We start from the raw sequence: 19060 nt of genomic DNA on the forward strand, positions 1-19060 counted from the left end.
GATGGAAGCTAATGCTTTAAAAGAAATAATAAACTCTGAACTCGCAGTTGCGGTTTATTTTTCTGCGCCAAATTGTAGCGTTTGCTATGCTTTAAAGCCGAAGGTTGAGGCTCTGTTTTTAAACGAATTTCCTGCTGTAAAATTTATACATGTTGAAATAGATAAATCTCCCGGAATTTCTGGTGCTTTCGGGGTGTTTTCTGCACCCACATTATTGGTGTTTTTTGAAGGAAAAGAATTTTTACGAAAAGTACGATTAATGAGTATTCAAGAATTACAGCAAAAAATAGAGCGGCCGTATAAATTGTTAATCGGTTAAAATATGACTATTAAATATGATTATTTTTTCTTATCACTTAGTTGAATTGCCGATAGCTACTGCAGTAAAAGGACTATTCTCGATTCCAATTTCCAAGAAAACAAAAGGGCTTATTCATAGGGAGTATATGACAGCGATGACTCTCGGTTCCCCAATTTTTTCAACTTCAAGATTCCTAATAACGGAGGCGGCTATCTTCATTCAGTGGGAAAGTGAATTTGCTTTAAACGAATATTTAAAACAAGACGATTTTGGCAGAATTCTAGCAAAAGGTTGGCACGTGCGTTTGTCTTTTATACGAGACTGGGGAGCGTTTAGTGGTTTCAAAATACCTAAACAGAAAGCCAAATTAGAAACGGTTAATTCTCCCGTGGTTGCTGTAACTATTGCACGAATGAAACCATTAGAGATTCCACGTTTTCTCCATTGGGGAAGACCGGTAGAAAAACTAGTTCGCGACCATCCGGGAACTATACTTTCACTAGCATCAGTTCGATTTCCGAATACGGTTTCAACTTTTTCAATTTGGAAAACAGAAGTAGAAATGACCAATATGGTTCACGGACATAGTGCTGTGCCCAAACCTAAAAGGCATTCAAATGCAATGAAAGAAAGAGCTCGAAGGAATTTTCATTTTGAATTTACAACATTACGATTTAAGCCAATTGCAGAATTTGGCACTTGGAAAGGCAAAAAAGACTTTGTTCCCAACATTGAAAAAGTAAATCGATAATGGGAATTGCTCTTTTAAAACAAAATTTTCAAGACTGGATAACACAACAATGGGTTATTCTATTTGGGAAAAGAATTAATCGCGATCAACACGAATGGTTAATAGGTCCCTTTGGAAAAACGAACGGTATAGGTAAAAAATTTATCAAGCAATTAGCGGAAACCGAAAATTTAGTTATTGATGATAGTGAAAGAAGTAAAGGTATTTTACAATCTATAAGTCAGCTTAATTTAGCTGAAGAGGAGCTGAATAGGTTGTCTAAAGAAGTAATTGATTTTTATGAAAATACTAGTGATTACAATTTCGATTTAAATGTTAAATGGAATCCGATTTTTAAAGTTTTCGGTGTTTTACTAAAAATACTTTTCAGTAATCGAATAGAACAATTAAACATTCCAATTGAAAATATAAAGGATTCTAAAGTATTATCAAGTGAAATAATTCAATTATTAAATAGTGAGACAGCCGAAATAAAACACACCATTTGGTTAAGAGCGTTTAAAGCAACAGGCCATGTAGTGTATTCTGGTGTTTATGAAACCGGCCCAATTCCCACTGGCCAAACTTGTGTAAAAGCAATATTCCCCCTTCCTAATGGAAATGCAACAGTTATTTTATATCCAAGTGTTGGTGAAAACGGAGAACTCATTTTAACTTCTTCAGGTAAAAAAATTGGTGATAGTGGTTTTTACTTCTTATTAAATGATTCAAAAGGTAATTTATGGACGAAATTTATAAGTTCGTTTAAAGACGAGTTAGTTGTTAGCGCTATAAATGAGCAAATCGTGGCAAAACAGTCATTAACATTGTGGAATTTAAGAGTTGTAAATTTTAAATATACCATCAATAATAAAATGTGAGAAGGTTGATAAACTATTAAATACTTAGTTATTTTTATAAAATGAACAAACTAAAAGTTGAAATTGAGCAAAGTCTGCATACTCGCGAGGCGCGTAGAATTGAAAATTCATTAAAAAGAAATGCAGGTGTTAGCTATGCTTCTGTATCTAATTCGGGTGTTATGTTTGTTGAATGGGATGGGGACCAAACTGTTCAGTCTGCTATTGTAAAATGCATCGCCAAACAAGGCTTAACTATTGTAAATATTCAAAATACAAATGGGGCTGATGATTTAAAAGAGGGTGATCATAATCATTTTAAGCTTACTATTTTAGGTGAAAATACCGAGCTTTATTTTGCTGTAATCAGCGGTGTTTTTTGGGTTTCGGGAATAGTGCTTTCTTTTATTGCGGGTGTTGCTGATATTCTTGTAACAATTCTATTTATTATTGGCGCCCTTTTCGGTGGGGTTTTTACTCTTTTTTCAGCAGCAAAAGATTTATTCCGTGGCAAATTTGAAATAGATTTTTTAATGCTTTTTGCGGCAATTGGTGCGGCAGCATTGGGAAAATGGGGGGAAAGTGCACTATTGCTTTTTCTGTTTAGCTTGGGACACGCCTTAGAACATTACGCAATGAAACGTGCGCGAAAATCTATTTCGGCACTTTCAGATTTAACACCGCCAAAAGCACTTGTAAAGCAAGAAAATGGCGAGTTAAAAGAAGTTTACATTGAAGAGTTAAAAGTGGGAGATATTATTGTGGTAAAACCAAACTCTACAATAGCTGCAGATGGTGTAGTTGCTAAAGGTAGCAGTCCGGTAAATCAGGCTTCTATTACTGGCGAAAGTATGCCAGTAACTAAACATTCTCACGACGATTGGCAAAGTGAAATCGATATTACAAAACTGCTACCTGAACATCGGGTATTTGCGGGTACAATTAATGGCAACGGCGCATTGGAGATAAAAGTTTTAAAGGAAGCAAAAGACAGTACGTTGTCGCGATTAATATATTTGGTGAAAGAAGCCGAAACACAAAAATCGCCCACACAACACCTCACTGATAGGTTTGAAAAATACTATGTGCCTACAGTTTTAATATTCGTTTTGCTACTATTATTTGCCTTTGTAGTTTTAGACGAAACTTTTGAACAAAGTTTTTACAGAGCCATGTCTGTATTAATCGCTGCTTCGCCTTGTGCGTTAGCTATTTCTACACCCAGCGCCGTATTGGCCGGAATTGCACGAGCCGCCCGTAAAGGGGTGTTAATTAAAGGCGGTCGTCCGCTCGAAGATTTAGGCTCAGTTAGTGCCATTGCATTCGATAAAACGGGCACTTTAACCGAAGGCAGACCCACCTTAACCAATGCCATTCCTTTTGGAGCAACGACCAAGGAACAACTATTAAAAGTTTCAGTTGCGGTGGAAGGTTTAAGTGATCATCCGTTGGCTGCAGCCATTGTTGAAGGAGGAAGAAAAGAATTGGGTGACGTTGAAATTCCGAAGGCTGAAAATTTAAAAGCATTAACTGCAAGAGGAATTCAAGCAGATTGGAATGGAGGTGTTGTACATATTGGCAACCGAAGGCTTTTTGAAGAGTTAACAGGAAAACCGGTTCCAACAGAAATAGATCAGCAAATGGCAGCACTTGAATCTGACGGACATACGGCTATGATTGTTCATCAAAAAGCGGAATATTTGGGAGTTATTTCGGCAATGGATGTTGCGCGTCCCGAAGCTATTTCAACATTAGAGAATTTAAAGAAAATAGGCATTAAACGAATGGTTATGCTTACGGGCGACAATCAATTAGTTGCAAATGCAATTGCTAAAAACATAGGAATCACGGACCCGCTGGGTAGTTTACTTCCCGAAGATAAAGTAACGGCAATAGAGAAATTAAAAGCCGAAGAAAATGGCGTAGCAATGGTGGGCGATGGTGTAAACGATGCGCCGGCAATGGCAAAAAGCACAGTGGGTATTGCAATGGGCGCAGCAGGATCAGACGTGGCGCTGGAGACCGCAGATATTGCATTAATGGCCGATAAACTAGATAATCTGCCGTTTGCTATTGGTTTAAGTAGAAAAGCGAAAAGCATAATAAAGCAAAACCTAATTATTAGTTTGGGAATGGTGGCTATACTAGTGCCTTTAACATTACTCGGCACAATCGCCATCGGTCCCGCCGTAGTATTTCACGAAGGTTCTACTTTAGTGGTTGTGCTGAATGCGTTAAGGTTGTTGAGGTATAATGCGTGATAAAAAGAAGGATTCTATTTAGTGAAAAGAGGTTTGTATTTTTCTTTATAAAATAGTATCAAACTGAAATTTAGCAGCGCAACAACCAAGGCTGGGATGGCATCTATAAAATCTTGGTTTGAAATGCTGAAAATTAAAAATGCAACCGATAATGGGAAAAGGACAATTAATAAAAACGGGGTCCATTTATTTAATATTAATAACAAGCCCAAAATGATTTCAAAAAAGTAAAGTATGGGAAGGTAAACTACCACCGCATATATAAAATCCATGGCATCCTCAGGCATTTTTCCGTAGCTGGTTGGCAGAAAACGGAAAAACTGATTTAATGAGTACAGAATTAAGAACAAACCGAGGAAAATTCTGAGCCCAGTTTTTAGGGATTGGTTGCTTTTCATTTTATGAAATTTTATAAAGAGTAAAGGTAAGGTTTCAATTAACCGAATAATATGACAATTGTCAGACGTCTTTTGGCGTGCTGAAACCTACTTGGTGGTTTGTGGAGCAAAAAAAGCTGACGCACGTTTGCAACACCTACCTCATTGACACGTCCTTAAAAAAAGTTTATATATTTTAAATTTTCCCTTGATATTGAAGATCTCGGTATAAGATTAAGTACCTTTATGAATATTTATTTGCTAATGGCTAAACAGCTATTGATCTATAAAATTTAACCATTGCCGCCCAATAAAAGTATTGATTGATCCTGAAACCCCGCGCCAAATCCAACCCCTGCAAGACTTGGACTTTGATGGCGAGTTCCATTCCCTTTGATTATTGAGAAGCTTTAAGGTGTTTAAAAAAAACGTTTTAAAATACAGCTACCTCTTCGGGAAATATAGCAATTGAGATTATGAAAATTCACATAGAAACAGAACGCCTACTTCTGCGCGATATGATAGATGAAGACGTCAACGGTATGTTCGCAATGGATTCCGATGCCGAAGTGCATAAATTTTTAGGAAACAAACCAATCGATACTTTAGAAGAAGCGAAAAATACAATTGATTACATAAAGCAACAATACATCGATAACGGGATAGGCAGATGGGCGGTGGTTGAAAAAGAGAGCGGAGCGTTTGTGGGGTGGTGCGGTTTTAAACTTATTACGAACGTGATAAATGGCAGAACTAATTACTACGATCTTGGGTATCGTTTTCTTAAAAAACACTGGGGCAAAGGCTATGCTTCCGAAACTGCATTTGCATCTTTAAACCATGGTTTTCACGAATTAGATTTCACAGAAATTGTGGGAATTGCAGATGTTTCGCATACGGCCTCTAATGCTATTTTACAGAAAGTAGGGCTGATAAAAAGAAATGAATTTATGTATGAAGGCATACTTCACAATTTTTATTCACTTAAAAAATCGGATTGGAAAAAGCCTGAAAGTAAACTGTAATTCAGTACAAATCACTAACTTAGTGGTTGTTTAGAGAACGGTCGCTATGAAAACTATCAAACTACATTTTTCTTTTCTAGCACTTTTAAGCATCCTCTTGCTTACTAGTTGCGAAGCTACTTTGGCTCCCGCCTACGACCAAGCTATTGTAGATAAAGTAACCGTTAGCAGCGATTTGGCAATGCGGTTTTTTGCGGAGGTTGACGAAGGTACAGATAGCATTAGTTTTCCTGTTAGAGAACCAGTTTACAACCAACTTATTGGCGCTTTTGAGTCGCTAAAACTACATGCCAAAGCCCGACCAGTGCCCAGTGACGGTGCAACAAAAAAAATAAATGCATTATTGAAATCTAAAGGAAGCAATCCCATTGCTGGCGATTATCCGAGTGCTTTTGCCTTTGAGCAGATAGCCGAAACCTTTCAAAGAATGAAGCAAACCGATAGAGAAAAAGGTTTAAATCCAATAGTAATTGAAGCGTTTAAAGGACAAATTGAAATCTATTTAGACCAAGCAATGACTTATGAAAGTTTCTTAAAAAGATAAGGTTATGGGCGAAAATGTAACAGCAATTATCACCGAAATGAAGAATATTAGTTCGGGTATTTTAAACAAAGATCTTACTACGGTGCGTGGCTTTAGCGAGCGACAATTAGAGGCGATTGCCAAACAGACGGTGCTTATTCAAAAAGGAGTTAAAAGTGGCGATATAGACGAAGATCTTCGAGAGTTCTTTCTTGACGGATTGGAAGCCATGACGCGTAATTTTATAAACACCTTAAAAGGAATTTTACTCGTTACTATTGAAAAACTTTGGAACGCTTTAATTAGCTTTCTGTACAAGGCTGTTGGGGCTGTGGTTTAAGAATTCAACAATTGATTTCCATAAAATTTTGCGCGATTAACAGTTCGGCTTGTTCATTATTGAAGTAGAAGAACCATTGGAGGCTATTCGATTATTTGTGTGAAGATAACTTCACAAGTGTAAGAATTCAATCTTCATTCTGCAAATTTCACGATTTACCTTTACAGATATTTAAGCCCAAATTAACAAATCCCGAATTAACGATTCCCCAATTATAATTTCGTAAATTTGCAACTTCGTTTTTTCACATATAAAACCACAAGCATGACTAATATTATTTTATTCGGCCCTCCTGGCGCAGGAAAAGGAACCCAAGCTACATTTTTAAAAGAAAAATACAATTTAGTACATATTTCTACTGGCGATGTTTTTCGGTATAACATTAAAAATGAAACCGAGCTTGGTAACTTGGCTAAATCGTTTATGGCAAAGGGGAAACTAGTTCCAGATGAGCTTACAATCGATATGCTTAGCAACGAAGTGGATAAAAATAGCGATGCTAAAGGTTTTATTTTTGACGGCTTCCCAAGAACCGAAGCGCAGGCCGAAGCATTGGGTCATTTAATGGACGATAAAGACTCTCAAATAGACGCGATGGTTGCTTTGGAGGTAGATGATGAAGTCTTGGTGAAGCGTTTACTAAAACGGGGCGAAACTAGCGGAAGAGCAGATGATGCCGATGAAAGCATAATTAGAAACCGAATAAAAGTTTACTATAACGAAACCGCTATTTTAAAAAATTATTACGAAAAACAGGGTAAGTATTACGGCGTTGATGGCGTGGGCAGCATTGAAGAAATAACCGAAAGGTTAAGTGAGGTAATAGATGGTTTATAGTTTGGAGTTCCCAATATTAAACCATAAATAATAAACATTAAATATAGTGACTGAAGGCAATTTTGTAGATTACGTTAAGGTTCATGTTACTTCCGGAAAGGGAGGGCAAGGCAGTAAACACATGCGACGGGAAAAATATATCCCTAAAGGTGGTCCCGATGGTGGTGATGGTGGTCGTGGCGGACACGTAATTGTAAAAGCCAATAAAAATCTTTGGACGCTTTACCACTTAAAATTTAAAAGACATTATAAGGCCGAACACGGTAGTGCAGGTAGTAAACAAACCAGCACAGGTGCCGATGGTGCCGATGTGTATATTGAAGTGCCACTGGGTACTGTTGTTCGCGATAAGGAAACCGAAGAGATACTCTTTGAACTCACCGAAGATGGCGAAGAAAAAGTTGTGGCTCAAGGAGGTCGTGGCGGATTGGGCAATGCACACTTTAAATCTTCAACTAACCAAACGCCCCGGTATGCACAACCCGGTGAAGAAGGGGAAGAAGTAGATATTATTTTAGAATTAAAAATACTTGCAGATGTGGGATTAGTAGGATTTCCAAATGCTGGAAAATCTACTTTGCTTTCGGTTATTACTGCGGCAAAACCTAAAATTGCCAATTATGAATTTACGACACTAAAACCCAATTTGGGAATCGTGGAATACCGCGATTTTCAAACATTTGTAGTTGCCGATATTCCCGGAATTATTGAAGGTGCTGCCGAAGGAAAAGGCATCGGGCATCGTTTTTTACGGCATATTGAACGTAATTCAACATTGTTGTTTTTAATTCCAGCCGATGCGCCAGATATTAAAGAACAATACGAAATTTTAGTTGACGAATTGCGTCGTTACAACCCACAACTTTTAGACAAGGAACGCTTAGTGGCCATCAGTAAAAGCGATATGCTAGACGATGAGTTAAAAGCCGAAATGAAAAAGATTCTTGATAAAGAATTTAAGGATATTCCGTATTTGTTTATTTCTTCTGTTGCGCATCAAGGTTTAACAGAGCTTAAGGACAAGCTTTGGGCAATGTTGAACTAGAACAAATGTCAGGTCGAGCGCAGTCGAGACCTCTTCTTATTTTAAATCTGACAGATAATATTCCCTCGATTGTGCTCGGGGAGACGACTTCGGTTTTCTCAAAACTTCTTAACTTTCATTCAATTTAGAAATACCTTTTCTCGCTGCTTTACAATTTCGTTTTATAAATAATTCATATAAGTGATTGAATTATAGTGTGGTTACACTTCAATTCTTGTGTTGATGTTTCTTTTCAAATCAAAATTCCATAATTCCAACAACCAATTTTAGCCATTCACATCATTTAAGTCCAACGAGGGTGTTGTTCCGTTAATTTAGTGGATGTAAAAATACCTGATCAGTGTTTACAAGTTTAACAAACAAGTTATAAACCCTTAAAATTATCAGTTATGAAAACTTTAATTATTTCTATTATTTTTATTTTGACCGCTACGGTACTCAGTGCTCAAGAAGTTACCGTTTTAGATGAAGCTAGACTGTTTTACGCTCCGCTCAATGTTGTAATAACCCAAGACGGCGACAGTTATGTATATAATATTAAAGAAAGCCAAAGTCGCCAATTTGCTCGCGACCCCATTGGTTTTATGAAAGCTAATTTTGATATTCAAAGCTTTATCACCCATACGGCAGACAAAAAATATCACGCCTATTTGGTAACGTTTAAAAGTTCAAACGGATCTTTGGAGGCAGATTTTGACAGCAAAGGCAGGCTGCTAGAAACTCGTCAGCAATTTAAAAATGTGATTTTACCAGCAAACCTCAGAAGCGATGTGCACAAAGCCTACCAGGGATATACTTTAACTAAAACCAAATATACTGCCCGCACCAAAGGGGAAATATTGGCCAATGCCAAATATAAAATTCGTCTTGAAAATGGAAAAGACAAACAGCACCTAAAAATTGACGCTATAAGTAGCGGCGTTGGCGTGGCCGTTAATTGAACGAATGTGGTTTGCCAATTCTATAAAGACCGTCTGGCAACAAATGCCGATGGTCTTTTTATAGATTGAACAGGCTCTAAATATTGAGTTCTTACGCCGCCAACCAATTGATTTTAAATATCTTTACCTGACCATTTACTGTTTTTAAAATTAATCATAAATTATTTTATAATGATAAAAGCACTTGTAATAGATGACGAAGAGCTTGCCCGTAAAAGGGTTCTCTACCTGCTTCTGCAAGTGCCAGATGTGGAGGTAATAGGAGAATGTTCTAACGGTAAAACCGCCATTGCAGAGATAGACAAACAACGCCCCGACCTTATTTTTTTGGATATCAATATGAAGGATATGAATGGTTTTGAAGTCTTGCAAAAAATAACCCTTTCGCCAAAACCCATCGTTATATTTGTTACTGCTTACGACAATTACGCGCTTAAAGCCTTTGATGTTGATGCTTTCGATTTTTTGCTGAAACCTTTTAAAGACGAACGCTTTTTTAGAACGATTGAAAAAGTACGTAAAATTTCAGCAAACGAAGCAGATGAAAATTTTGAAAAACGTATCATCGAGCTTTTCAATTTATACAAAAGCAAAGCGCAAAAAACCGCAATTCTTGATAAAATACCAGTTAAACAAGGGAACAAAACGGTGTTAATTCATCCAGATGAAATTTTATACATAACGGCATCTGGTAGCTATGCCGAAATTTTTGTGGAAAACAAAAAATACGTGCTTCGAGAATCGCTAAACAGCCTTTGCGAGTCATTGGACGGTAATAAATTTATTAGAATTCACAGATCTAGCATTGTCAATCTGCATCACGTAAAGGAAATTGTACATTCAGAATTTTCAGAAATTGATGCCCGAATGACCGATAATAATTTGTTGCACATCAGTAAATCTTATAAAAAAGATTTTTTGGAAAAAGTAGGAATATGAATAAAAGTTACAATTTAGAGAAGAAATACATAGACCTAAAATTAATTCTTCTTTTAGGTGGATTTTATGCATTGTTCGACTTGGTTTTAATTGCAAAAACCGCCTATATGCAAGTCTTCGGTATGGAGAAAATGGAAGTCTTCTCTTGGTCTCGATTCTTAATAGACAACCTGCTTTTTGACTATATAATTGTGCTTAGCTTTATGACGCTAATTGCCATTAGCACCAAACGATTTCTTCGGAAAAACTATTCGTGGACAAAAATTATTTCCACCCACATTTTGTTTTCGCTCTTAATAGGCATGTTTATTAGGCTTATTGTTGATCTGTATTATATTTTATTAGGAAGAATAACCTTTGCCGAATATGATTTTGAGCGTAGTATTTTTAGGTTTATGTACGTGATAGATCTCAATTTTCTCATCTACTTTGCTATGGTTTTTATAATCTACACGTATTACTATGTGAAAGAGGTAAAAAAGGCTGAAAAAAAACAGGGGAAATTGGAAGCGCAACTCGTTAACACCCGGATGAAAATGCTTTCCTCACAATTGCAGCCACATTTTCTTTTTAACACATTAAATTCCATTGCCGTGTTAACCGACATTGATGCTTCAAAAGCCAAAGATACAATTGCCGATCTCAGCGATTTTTTAAGAGAAATTCTTTATGACAATGACAGCAATCGAATTCCATTGGAGAAAGAATTACGGATTTTAGAATTCTATCTCAATATTATAAAAGTGAGATTCACCGACCATTTAAAAATTTTAACGGAAATAGACGAATCGCTACTTCAAAAAATGGTGCCAGCACTTTTGCTACAGCCCATACTCGAAAATTCCATTAAACACGGCTATGATTTTAACCATACCGATCTGGAAATTCTTGTAAAAATTTATGCCGAAGAAAAAAACCTAATTATAAAGGTAGAAAATGATGGAGCTCCAGTAACTGTGGCCCACGGCTTGTTGCTTAAGCGTGGTATGGGTTTGGCTAACATAAATGACCGATTAAATAATCTGTATGGTAACAATTATTTTTTTGAAGTGAGAAATAGAAATGATGGCGCGGGAGTTGAAACGATAATTAAAATTCCTTTAGAAAATTAATTTAAACAGTTTAAAAGCCGAGGCGAATTTTGTGTTAAAGTGGTTCTTCCAACTTTAACCTTTTCTAAAAACCAATTCTTCAGTTTTTGCGTATTTTTATTGAAAAGAAAAACGCAATGAAGTTCCTCTCGATTTTTATGCTTTCACTGTTTTTGGTGTCCTGTGGCGCCACAGTCGCAGTAGATTACGACAAGCAAATAGATTTTTCAAAATACAATAGCTACAATTATTTCCCTACTATAGATTCTGGTTTAAATGAACTGGACGACAATCGCATAATTCAAATTACCGATAGTCTTTTGCAGCAACGCGGCTTCGTAAAAAGCGAAACCCCGCAACTGTATATCAACTTTTTTGCACGTGAAAGTGTTTCCCGTTCCCGAAACACGATTGGCATAGGTATCGGCAGTGGCGGTGGCAATGTTGGCGTGGGCGTTAGTGGCGGTATTCCCATTGGCGGAAGAGTCGTCAACCAGCAATTAACAATGGATTTTATAGATGTTGAAAAAGACGATTTGGTGTGGCAAGCCGTTGTGGATGGCGAAATGAAAGAACGCGCAACCCCACAACAAAAGGAAGCGTATTATACAGCTATTATTCGGAAAATATTATCAAAATATCCACCTTCTTCGAAAAAATAACAAATCCCAAATCTCAAGAAAATAACGAAAATTGCAGTTTCTAAAATCAACTATCGGCTTTTGTTTTTCTTTATATGAAAAGGTTTCGTTTTCGCATAAAAAGGGCTTCTTTTTAGTATTTATTTTCTTACAGTTATTCCCTGTATTTGTAATGGCTCAAACAAACTATCAAAAAGCAGAGGAATATTTTAAACAAGAAAATTTCAGCAGAGCAAAACCTATTTTTAAGCGTTTTCTGAAGCAGCATCCCACCGACAAAAAAACGCGGGAATATCTGGGTGATATTGCGGGTTACCAAAAGGATTGAGATACTGCAATTGCGTATTATAAAGCTTTGGTGAACGATGAAAAAAGCAATGCCAATTACCATTTTAAGTACGGCGGCGCATTGGGAATGAAAGCGATGTCCGTTAGTCGAATTCGTGCAGTTACTTATATTGGCGATATAAAACATCATTTGGAAAGCGCCACAACGCTCGATCCACAACACATTGAAGCACGATGGGCATTAGTGGAATTCTACATACAACTACCAGGAATTTTTGGCGGAAGCGAAAACAAAGCCATTGCCTACGCAAATGAATTGGGGGCTATTTCAGAAGTGGACGGATATCTAGCCAAAGGTTATATTGCTGAATATTCAAACAGACCCAAGGATGCGGAGCGGTATTATAAACAAGCGATTGAAGTAGGCGGTTCGCCACATACGTATGAAAAACTTTCGAGTCTTTATGAAAAGAATAATCAGCCAAAAGAAGCCATCGCCACAACTTCAGAATCGTTGAAAAAGCACAAGCGCAATCAGCTCAATTACCAGATAGGTAAAATCTCCGCGCAGTACAATTTGGAGCCAGAATACGGCATTGCATGCTTGAGTGAATACTTGGCCAACTATTCTATAAAGGACGGTGTGCCGAAGGATTGGGCGTATTATCGATTGGCGCAGATTTATAAAAATTTAGGCAAAAAGGAAATCGCGCTTACTTGGATAAACAAAGCTTTAATTGATCGCGCAGATTTCGATGAAGCGCAAAAAGAGAAATCACTCATTTTAGCAATGTAATTCTGAAATATGAATCTTGAATTCAGCATTAGAAAAAGTATCTTTACAAAACGAATGTCACCCTGAGCGCAGTCGAAGGGTTAAATATTAAACCCCACATGAGAATCCATTTTATAGCTATAGGCGGTAGCGCGATGCACAATCTTGCATTGGCACTACATCAAAAAGGAGATACGGTAACCGGAAGCGATGACGAGATATTTGAACCCTCCAAAAGTAGATTAAATAAGAAAGGGTTACTGCCCGAAAAAGAAGGCTGGTTTCCCGAAAAATTGAATTCTGAAATTGATGCAGTTATCCTCGGAATGCACGCCAAAGCAGATAATCCCGAACTGGTAAAAGCGAAGGAGCTCGGGTTAAAAATCTACAGCTACCCCGAATTTCTTTACGAACAATCCAAAACGAAAACCCGTGTGGTAATTGGTGGTTCCCACGGAAAAACTACAATTACTTCTATGATTCTTCACGTGATGAATTATCACGAAAAAGATGTGGATTATATGGTTGGTGCTCAATTGGAAGGGTTTGACACCATGGTGAAAATTACAGATGACAACGATTTTATGGTTATTGAAGGCGATGAATATCTGTCTTCGCCCATAGACCGCAGACCAAAATTTCACCTTTACAAACCGAACATTGCCTTGTTGAGTGGTATTGCTTGGGATCACATTAACGTTTTTCCAACTTATGAAAACTACGTGGAGCAGTTTGAAATTTTTCTAAAGGAAATTACCAACGGCGGCGCAATAATTTACAACGAAGAGGACGCAGAAGTTAAACGAGTAGTGGAAGCAGCAACAAACCCAATTAAGAAATATCCGTACCAAACTCCCGAATATACAGTTGAAAACGGAACTACGCTACTAGAAACTCCCGAAGGCCCAATGCCTATTGAAATCTTTGGAAAACACAATTTAAACAACCTAGAAGGCGCTCGATGGATCTGCCAATTGATGGGCATAGATGCCGATGATTTTTACGAAGCCATCGCCACATTTAAAGGCGCGAGTAAACGATTAGAAAAAATTGCCGAAACCAAAACTGCGGTAGCGTATAAAGATTACGCACATTCGCCCAGCAAAGTAAAAGCCACTACGCAAGCCGTAAAAAACCAATACCCAAATAGAAAATTGATAGCCTGTTTGGAGTTACATACCTACAGCAGCCTAAATCCTGACTTTTTAAAAGAATACAAAGGAACGCTCGATGCAGCCGATAGCGCAGTAGTATTTTACTCACCCCATGCGGTAATGATAAAACAGCTCGACGAAATAAAAAGGGAGCAAATAGAGGAGGCCTTTGACCGTGATGACTTGGTAGTTTTCACAAACCCGGCAGATTTTAAAACCTACCTTTTTTCGCAGGATTATGACGATACTTGCTTGCTTTTAATGAGTAGTGGTAATTACGGAGGATTAAATTTTGAAGAGGTAAAGGAGTATTTAAAATAGCCAATACTTCATCTTTTATTTATAGATATTTTCGATAAACACTGAATCTTCCGCTCGTGATTTTTTGATTAATTCCTTCTTCGCATTTTCAAAATCCTGTGCGTTTTTATCTTGCGAAAGCTTGAATTTTCCTTCCCAATTGGTGATTTCAATTTCAAAAGCTTGAATATAGTCAATCAATTTTTCCATTCGGGAGTCGTTCATTTTTAGACTAAATTTTTGGTTCTTTCCTTCTAAAAAATCTGTCATATCTACAAGGGTCTTTTTAGCTACCTCGGCATTGCGAATAAGCTTGAGTTTCCCTGTAACGTGAACGATAATATAATTATATGTTGGCAATTGTGGTGTAGTATAAATACTCGGGGAAATGTACGTATCGGGACCATTAAAAACTGCAGTAACTGTGGCACCGTCTTTTAAAGTCTCCATTTGTGGATTGCTGCGATCTACGTGGGCTACGAGTCTTTTTGAATTTTCATTATATATAAACGGAATGTGCGTAATAAATGGCTTTCCATCTTTTGCGGTAATCAGAGCGCCCAACGGAAAGTTCTTAATTACTGAAATCATTTTTTCAATATCGTGCGATTGATGATGTGGAGGTGGATACATTTGCTTAATAAATAATGCTAAATAAATAATGAAACTTAGTGACTCGTTGTGCAACTCCGCAGTATAACGATCACACAAAGCCGCTGGGGTTCACGGAGCTTAAATATAATTAAAAATGATTTAAACTTTGGACGTCAGCGATTTAAAAAACACAAATCCAAACCCTAAGAAAAGCATCAAATGAAACGGGAAAAGCCCGAAATCGCCACCTTGGTCGCCAACTACAAAGGCGCTATACATTCCAAAAGCGAAGTAGAGCATCAAAATTCCTTCAAAGATTACATTTGTAGAAATATTTTTTGTGAGGTATTTATTGCTTTTCCAACCTTCCTTTAAACTGCCGATATTGAATTTTGGAGTTCGGATAAATTCACTTTTCTTACCAAAATGTCCTTCCAAAACGGCAATAGAATTGTGAAGTGAAAAACCCATCGCAATAGAAAAGAAGGTAAAAAACATCGCAGAATACTTGAAAAAACGTTTAAATCCGCCGCCGTAAATTGCTTTGTAAGTAAACCAATAGCAGATAAAAAAAATAGCTGTACTAATCACAAAAAAGCTCATTACATAAAAATAAACTTTCAAATGTTCGTATTCGTTTTTAATGTATAGCATCGGAATACTCAAAATAGCGACAATCAAAATATTTAAAAACATGGTGCTATTCAGCAAATGCAGGAAACTGTGTATTTTAGTTTTAAAAGTAACATCCTCGCTCTTAAAGACGCGCCACGCCATTTTTTGAAAATTCTCGGCGCCACCTTTGTTCCAACGAAATTGTTGGGATCGAGCCGCGCTAATAACCACTGGCAGCTCGGCCGGAGTTTCTACTGCTTCCAAATATTTGAATTTCCAATTTTTAAGTTGCGCGCGATAGCTGAGGTCTAAATCTTCTGTTAAGGTATCGCCTTCCCAATTACCCGCATCCAGAATACACGCTTTTCGCCAAACACCCGCTGTTCCGTTAAAATTTATGAAATGTCCTTTACTATTTCGGCCCACTTGCTCTAAAGTAAAATGTGCATCGAGCGCAAAAGCCTGCACGCGGGTAAGGATGGAATAATTGCGATTTAAATGGCCCCACCGAGTTTGCACTACACCTATTTTGGAATCTTTAAAATATGGAATTGTATTTTTTAACCAGTTTTTCTTCGGAAGAAAATCTGCGTCAAAAATCGCGATATATTCGCCTTTGGCAGTTTTTAAACCTTCTTTTAGCGCACCTGCCTTAAAACCAGATCGATTTGTTCGTGTAACGTGCTGAATATCTAAGTCTGTTTTCTGAAGTTTTTGAATGTGTTTTGCAGTTGCTTCGAAGGATTCATCGGTGCTGTCGTCCAACACCTGTATTTCTAATTTATCTTTTGGATAATCAATTTCAGCAATATTGTCCAACAGGCGTTCCATTACATATAATTCGTTATAAACGGGAAGTTGGATGGTTACTAAAGGAATTTCTTCAGCCTTTAAAAAATTGAATGTTGGGCAGGTTTTGTGATTCTTACGCGCTTTTAAATAATTGAAAAGCAGGTTCAATTGCGCCAAAGCGTACATAAAAATGAGAAGCAAGGCTACGGAGTAAATTACAATGATAATAGATTCAAGAATCATTTTTTGAAACTGTATTTAAAGATCCAGCTCAGGATTTTTACGCCTGCAAATATAGCACCTTTTACCGTACCCGAAACTTTTGAAACGCCAATACGGTTTCTATAATTTACGGGTACTTCAACATAACTATAGTTTTTTTTCAATGCTTTTAATTGCATTTCTACCGTCCAACCGTAGGTTTTATCCTCCATATTTAAAGCGAGCAATTTTTCGTATTTAATTGCGCGAAAAGGTCCTAAATCTGTAAATTTTGAATTGAAAAAAAGCGTCATTAATTTAGTTGCCAACCCATTTCCAAAACGCTGCGGAAACGTCATGGAACCGGTTTCTTGTAACTTTTTTACCCTTGCGCCCACCACGAAATCTATATCGTCTTCAATTATTGGAGCAACTATTTTTGTTAATTCAGAAGGATAATCGCTGTAATCGCCATCGAGAAATACAATAATGTCTGGATACTGTTGCTCATAACTTGCCACATATTCCATGCCTTTTAAGCAAGCATTTCCGTAGCCAGCCTTCGGTTCAAAAAGCACGGTTGCACCCGCAAGTTCGGCAGCATTGGCGGTATTGTCTGTGGAATTATTGTTAACCACAATTATTTCTGAAACAATATTGGGAATTTCGGCAATCACCTTCCCAATTGAATCTTCTTCGTTATAAGCGGGAATGATTACCTTGATGTTTTTTACCATTAAAAGTTTGGGGTTTTTGGATTGCGAATTTCAGAAAAATAAATGACAATCCCTTGGACGAAAATAGCTTCTAAACCTGACAAGCCTTTGTGATCTGTTAGGTTTTATTTATTCACATAATTCATTAAATCTACATCGTTACCAAGTAGAATTTCGTTGCTACTGATGCGTTTTTCCAACGGACCGTTTTCAAGTTTTAATACGCCACGTGGACAAACTGCTGAGCAAATTCCGCAGCCTACACAGCTTGATCGTACGATGTTTTCGCCTTTTTGAGCATAAGCACGTACGTCGATACCCATTTCACAATAAGTAGAACAATTACCGCAGCTAATGCATTGTCCGCCGTTTGTTGTAATTCTAAATTTTGAAAACAAGCGCTGCTGAAATCCTAAAATAGCGGCCATTGGGCAACCAAAACGACACCAAACCCGACTCCCGAAAATAGGGTAGAAGCCCACCCCAATTACACCACTAAACACAGCGCCAATAAGAAAACCGTAAGTTTGGCGCAGGGTTTCTGCTTCAAACAGAAATAACTTTGTTCCAGAGAAATAATGAAAACCTATTAATGAAATTATAATGACGAAGTAACCTATGGCACCCAATTTTGCATCTTTCTTCAATTCGTCTCTTTTAAAAATCCAAGTTCCTGCGAAAACCAAAGTTAAAAACACAGCAACCGAGATTAAAAAAGTGTTCTTAGTTAACCAATATTTTGAACTATCATCGCCCAAATAGGAATACACAACCGCAGTGGTCATCAAAACCACAAAAACCAAAACACTGTGAATTACCCAACGCTCAACCTTCCAAGCCATTTGACTTTTATCGCTTAAATGACGAAATGGGTCGCCAGCAGTTTCTGCCAATCCGCCGCAACCGCAAACCCACGAACAATACCAGCGTTTGCCGTATTTATACGTTAAAATAGGGGTGATTATAAAAATAGAAGCTACGCCAAAAATTAGTAATCCCAGGCCAATATCGCCTGCGGAAATAAAGGAGTCTACTCTATATTGTTCAAAGTTGTAATAATTAAGTGGCCAGATATTTTTTAAGTCGTAATATGGAAGTGAAAAAGAGTCGCTATTTAATCGAGACATAAGTTCGGGGATTAAAAAAGCGAAACCGAGCTGGAAAAACATCACAGAATACGTACGAAGTTTTTCGTATTTATTATGGCGATATTTTAAAAGAAATTTTATTCCGAAAGCCAAAATAGCCAATGTATAAAGCGTTCCATATAAAAACCATTGGCTTGCGGGACCACCGTTTAGAAACTGACTTAGTGGGTCAAAAAGGGCAACAACACCGCTGTTATTACCGTCTTGCGCCAAGCCTAAATATTGCGGAAACCAATAAAGCAGTACGTAAAATAAGGTGAGAAAAATTCCCAAAATCCAAGCCCAAAAACCTTTTGAAGTAAGCGACTTAAAGTAAACGCCATCATTTTTAATTCCTTCGTGTTTATTTGCATATGCCGCGATAGAAAACCAAACCGTTCCGCCACCAATGGCAATTATAGAGGCGGTAAGCCACAAGCTTTTGTTCGGAAAATTAAGGTTGAAGAAAGCCAATACTAATACCATCAATCCCAATAACCCAATGAAGGAAGCAATTTTTTGTTGCGTATTTATGGTTTTTGGTGGCTCGCCAGTTAAGGACATATTTCGTTGAACGGTGCTCATAT

General features: G+C 37.4%; 20 protein-coding genes. 15 read left to right on the top strand and 5 right to left on the bottom strand.

The window, feature by feature from the left end; genetic code table 11:
* Position 1: 1 nt before the first annotated feature.
* Genes K8089_RS09330 through K8089_RS09345 form a run of 4 tightly spaced genes read left to right on the top strand, consistent with a single transcriptional unit; the run spans position 2 to position 4152 of the window.
* Entirely contained in the window at positions 2 to 319 is a 318-nt protein-coding gene (locus K8089_RS09330; RefSeq protein ID WP_237603011.1) for a thioredoxin family protein, read from the top strand.
* Positions 320 to 335: 16 nt separating this feature from the next.
* The gene (locus tag K8089_RS09335) at positions 336 to 1052 is read left to right on the top strand and encodes a hypothetical protein (protein WP_237603012.1); all 717 of its coding nucleotides are present in this window, start codon (positions 336 to 338) and stop codon (positions 1050 to 1052) included.
* Positions 1052 to 1912 carry a hypothetical protein gene (locus tag K8089_RS09340; RefSeq protein WP_237603013.1) on the top strand — a complete coding sequence of 287 codons (861 nt, stop codon included), beginning with the start codon at positions 1052 to 1054 and terminating at the stop codon, positions 1910 to 1912. Before K8089_RS09335 ends, K8089_RS09340 begins: the two co-directional genes overlap by 1 nt.
* Before the next feature lie 41 nt (positions 1913 to 1953).
* The gene (locus tag K8089_RS09345; RefSeq protein ID WP_237603014.1) at positions 1954 to 4152 is read left to right on the top strand and encodes a heavy metal translocating P-type ATPase; all 2199 of its coding nucleotides are present in this window, start codon (positions 1954 to 1956) and stop codon (positions 4150 to 4152) included.
* 14 nt (positions 4153 to 4166) lie between these two features.
* Here K8089_RS09345 and K8089_RS09350 read toward each other — a convergent pair whose 3' ends face one another.
* Positions 4167 to 4550 carry a hypothetical protein gene (locus K8089_RS09350; protein ID WP_237603015.1) on the bottom strand — a complete coding sequence of 128 codons (384 nt, stop codon included), beginning with the start codon at positions 4548 to 4550 and terminating at the stop codon, positions 4167 to 4169.
* A 455-nt stretch (positions 4551 to 5005) separates the two neighbouring features.
* On the opposite strand from K8089_RS09350, the gene K8089_RS09355 reads away from it, so the two are divergent.
* From K8089_RS09355 to K8089_RS09405, 11 genes are all read left to right on the top strand, one after another.
* Positions 5006 to 5554: a GNAT family N-acetyltransferase gene (locus K8089_RS09355; protein ID WP_237603016.1), complete on the top strand. Its 549-nt coding sequence runs from the start codon at positions 5006 to 5008 to the stop codon at positions 5552 to 5554.
* 46 nt (positions 5555 to 5600) lie between these two features.
* Complete coding sequence (locus tag K8089_RS09360) at positions 5601 to 6098, top strand: hypothetical protein (RefSeq protein WP_237603017.1); 498 nt, start codon at positions 5601 to 5603, stop codon at positions 6096 to 6098.
* A 4-nt stretch (positions 6099 to 6102) separates the two neighbouring features.
* Complete coding sequence (locus K8089_RS09365) at positions 6103 to 6417, top strand: hypothetical protein (RefSeq protein ID WP_237603018.1); 315 nt, start codon at positions 6103 to 6105, stop codon at positions 6415 to 6417.
* Positions 6418 to 6681: 264 nt separating this feature from the next.
* Positions 6682 to 7254: an adenylate kinase gene (locus K8089_RS09370; protein ID WP_237603019.1), complete on the top strand. Its 573-nt coding sequence runs from the start codon at positions 6682 to 6684 to the stop codon at positions 7252 to 7254.
* Positions 7255 to 7300: 46 nt separating this feature from the next.
* A complete protein-coding gene (obgE, locus tag K8089_RS09375) occupies positions 7301 to 8299 on the top strand; it encodes a GTPase ObgE (RefSeq protein ID WP_237603020.1) in 999 nt (332 codons plus the stop codon).
* 389 nt (positions 8300 to 8688) lie between these two features.
* Positions 8689 to 9240: a hypothetical protein gene (locus tag K8089_RS09380; RefSeq protein WP_237603021.1), complete on the top strand. Its 552-nt coding sequence runs from the start codon at positions 8689 to 8691 to the stop codon at positions 9238 to 9240.
* A 171-nt stretch (positions 9241 to 9411) separates the two neighbouring features.
* The gene (locus K8089_RS09385; protein WP_237603022.1) at positions 9412 to 10179 is read left to right on the top strand and encodes a LytR/AlgR family response regulator transcription factor; all 768 of its coding nucleotides are present in this window, start codon (positions 9412 to 9414) and stop codon (positions 10177 to 10179) included.
* Positions 10176 to 11291: a sensor histidine kinase gene (locus tag K8089_RS09390; protein WP_237603023.1), complete on the top strand. Its 1116-nt coding sequence runs from the start codon at positions 10176 to 10178 to the stop codon at positions 11289 to 11291. The genes K8089_RS09385 and K8089_RS09390 overlap by 4 nt, the downstream gene beginning before the upstream one ends.
* A gap of 116 nt (positions 11292 to 11407) precedes the next feature.
* A complete protein-coding gene (locus K8089_RS09395) occupies positions 11408 to 11932 on the top strand; it encodes a DUF4136 domain-containing protein (RefSeq protein WP_237603024.1) in 525 nt (174 codons plus the stop codon).
* Positions 11933 to 12269: 337 nt separating this feature from the next.
* On the top strand, positions 12270 to 12995 hold the full coding sequence (locus K8089_RS09400; RefSeq protein WP_237603025.1) for a tetratricopeptide repeat protein: 726 nt from the start codon (positions 12270 to 12272) through the stop codon (positions 12993 to 12995).
* Between the two features lie 98 nt (positions 12996 to 13093).
* On the top strand, positions 13094 to 14449 hold the full coding sequence (locus K8089_RS09405; RefSeq protein WP_237603026.1) for a UDP-N-acetylmuramate--L-alanine ligase: 1356 nt from the start codon (positions 13094 to 13096) through the stop codon (positions 14447 to 14449).
* Between the two features lie 15 nt (positions 14450 to 14464).
* Here the strand turns inward: K8089_RS09405 and K8089_RS09410 are convergent, their stop codons facing one another.
* The 4 genes from K8089_RS09410 to K8089_RS09425 form a co-directional block, all read right to left on the bottom strand.
* Positions 14465 to 15061 (bottom strand): FMN-binding negative transcriptional regulator, encoded by a 597-nt coding sequence (locus tag K8089_RS09410; RefSeq protein WP_262913913.1) that lies wholly within the window; start codon positions 15059 to 15061, stop codon positions 14465 to 14467.
* Positions 15062 to 15181: 120 nt separating this feature from the next.
* On the bottom strand, positions 15182 to 16672 hold the full coding sequence (locus tag K8089_RS09415) for a cellulose synthase family protein (protein ID WP_237603028.1): 1491 nt from the start codon (positions 16670 to 16672) through the stop codon (positions 15182 to 15184).
* Positions 16669 to 17367 carry a glycosyltransferase family 2 protein gene (locus tag K8089_RS09420; RefSeq protein WP_237603029.1) on the bottom strand — a complete coding sequence of 233 codons (699 nt, stop codon included), beginning with the start codon at positions 17365 to 17367 and terminating at the stop codon, positions 16669 to 16671. Before K8089_RS09420 ends, K8089_RS09415 begins: the two co-directional genes overlap by 4 nt.
* 104 nt (positions 17368 to 17471) lie before the next feature.
* A complete protein-coding gene (locus tag K8089_RS09425; RefSeq protein WP_237603030.1) occupies positions 17472 to 19058 on the bottom strand; it encodes a 4Fe-4S binding protein in 1587 nt (528 codons plus the stop codon).
* Between the last annotated feature and the right edge of the window lie 2 nt (positions 19059 to 19060).

It is taken from the genome of Aequorivita vitellina (assembly GCF_022008365.1).
GTDB lineage: Bacteria > Bacteroidota > Bacteroidia > Flavobacteriales > Flavobacteriaceae > Aequorivita > Aequorivita vitellina.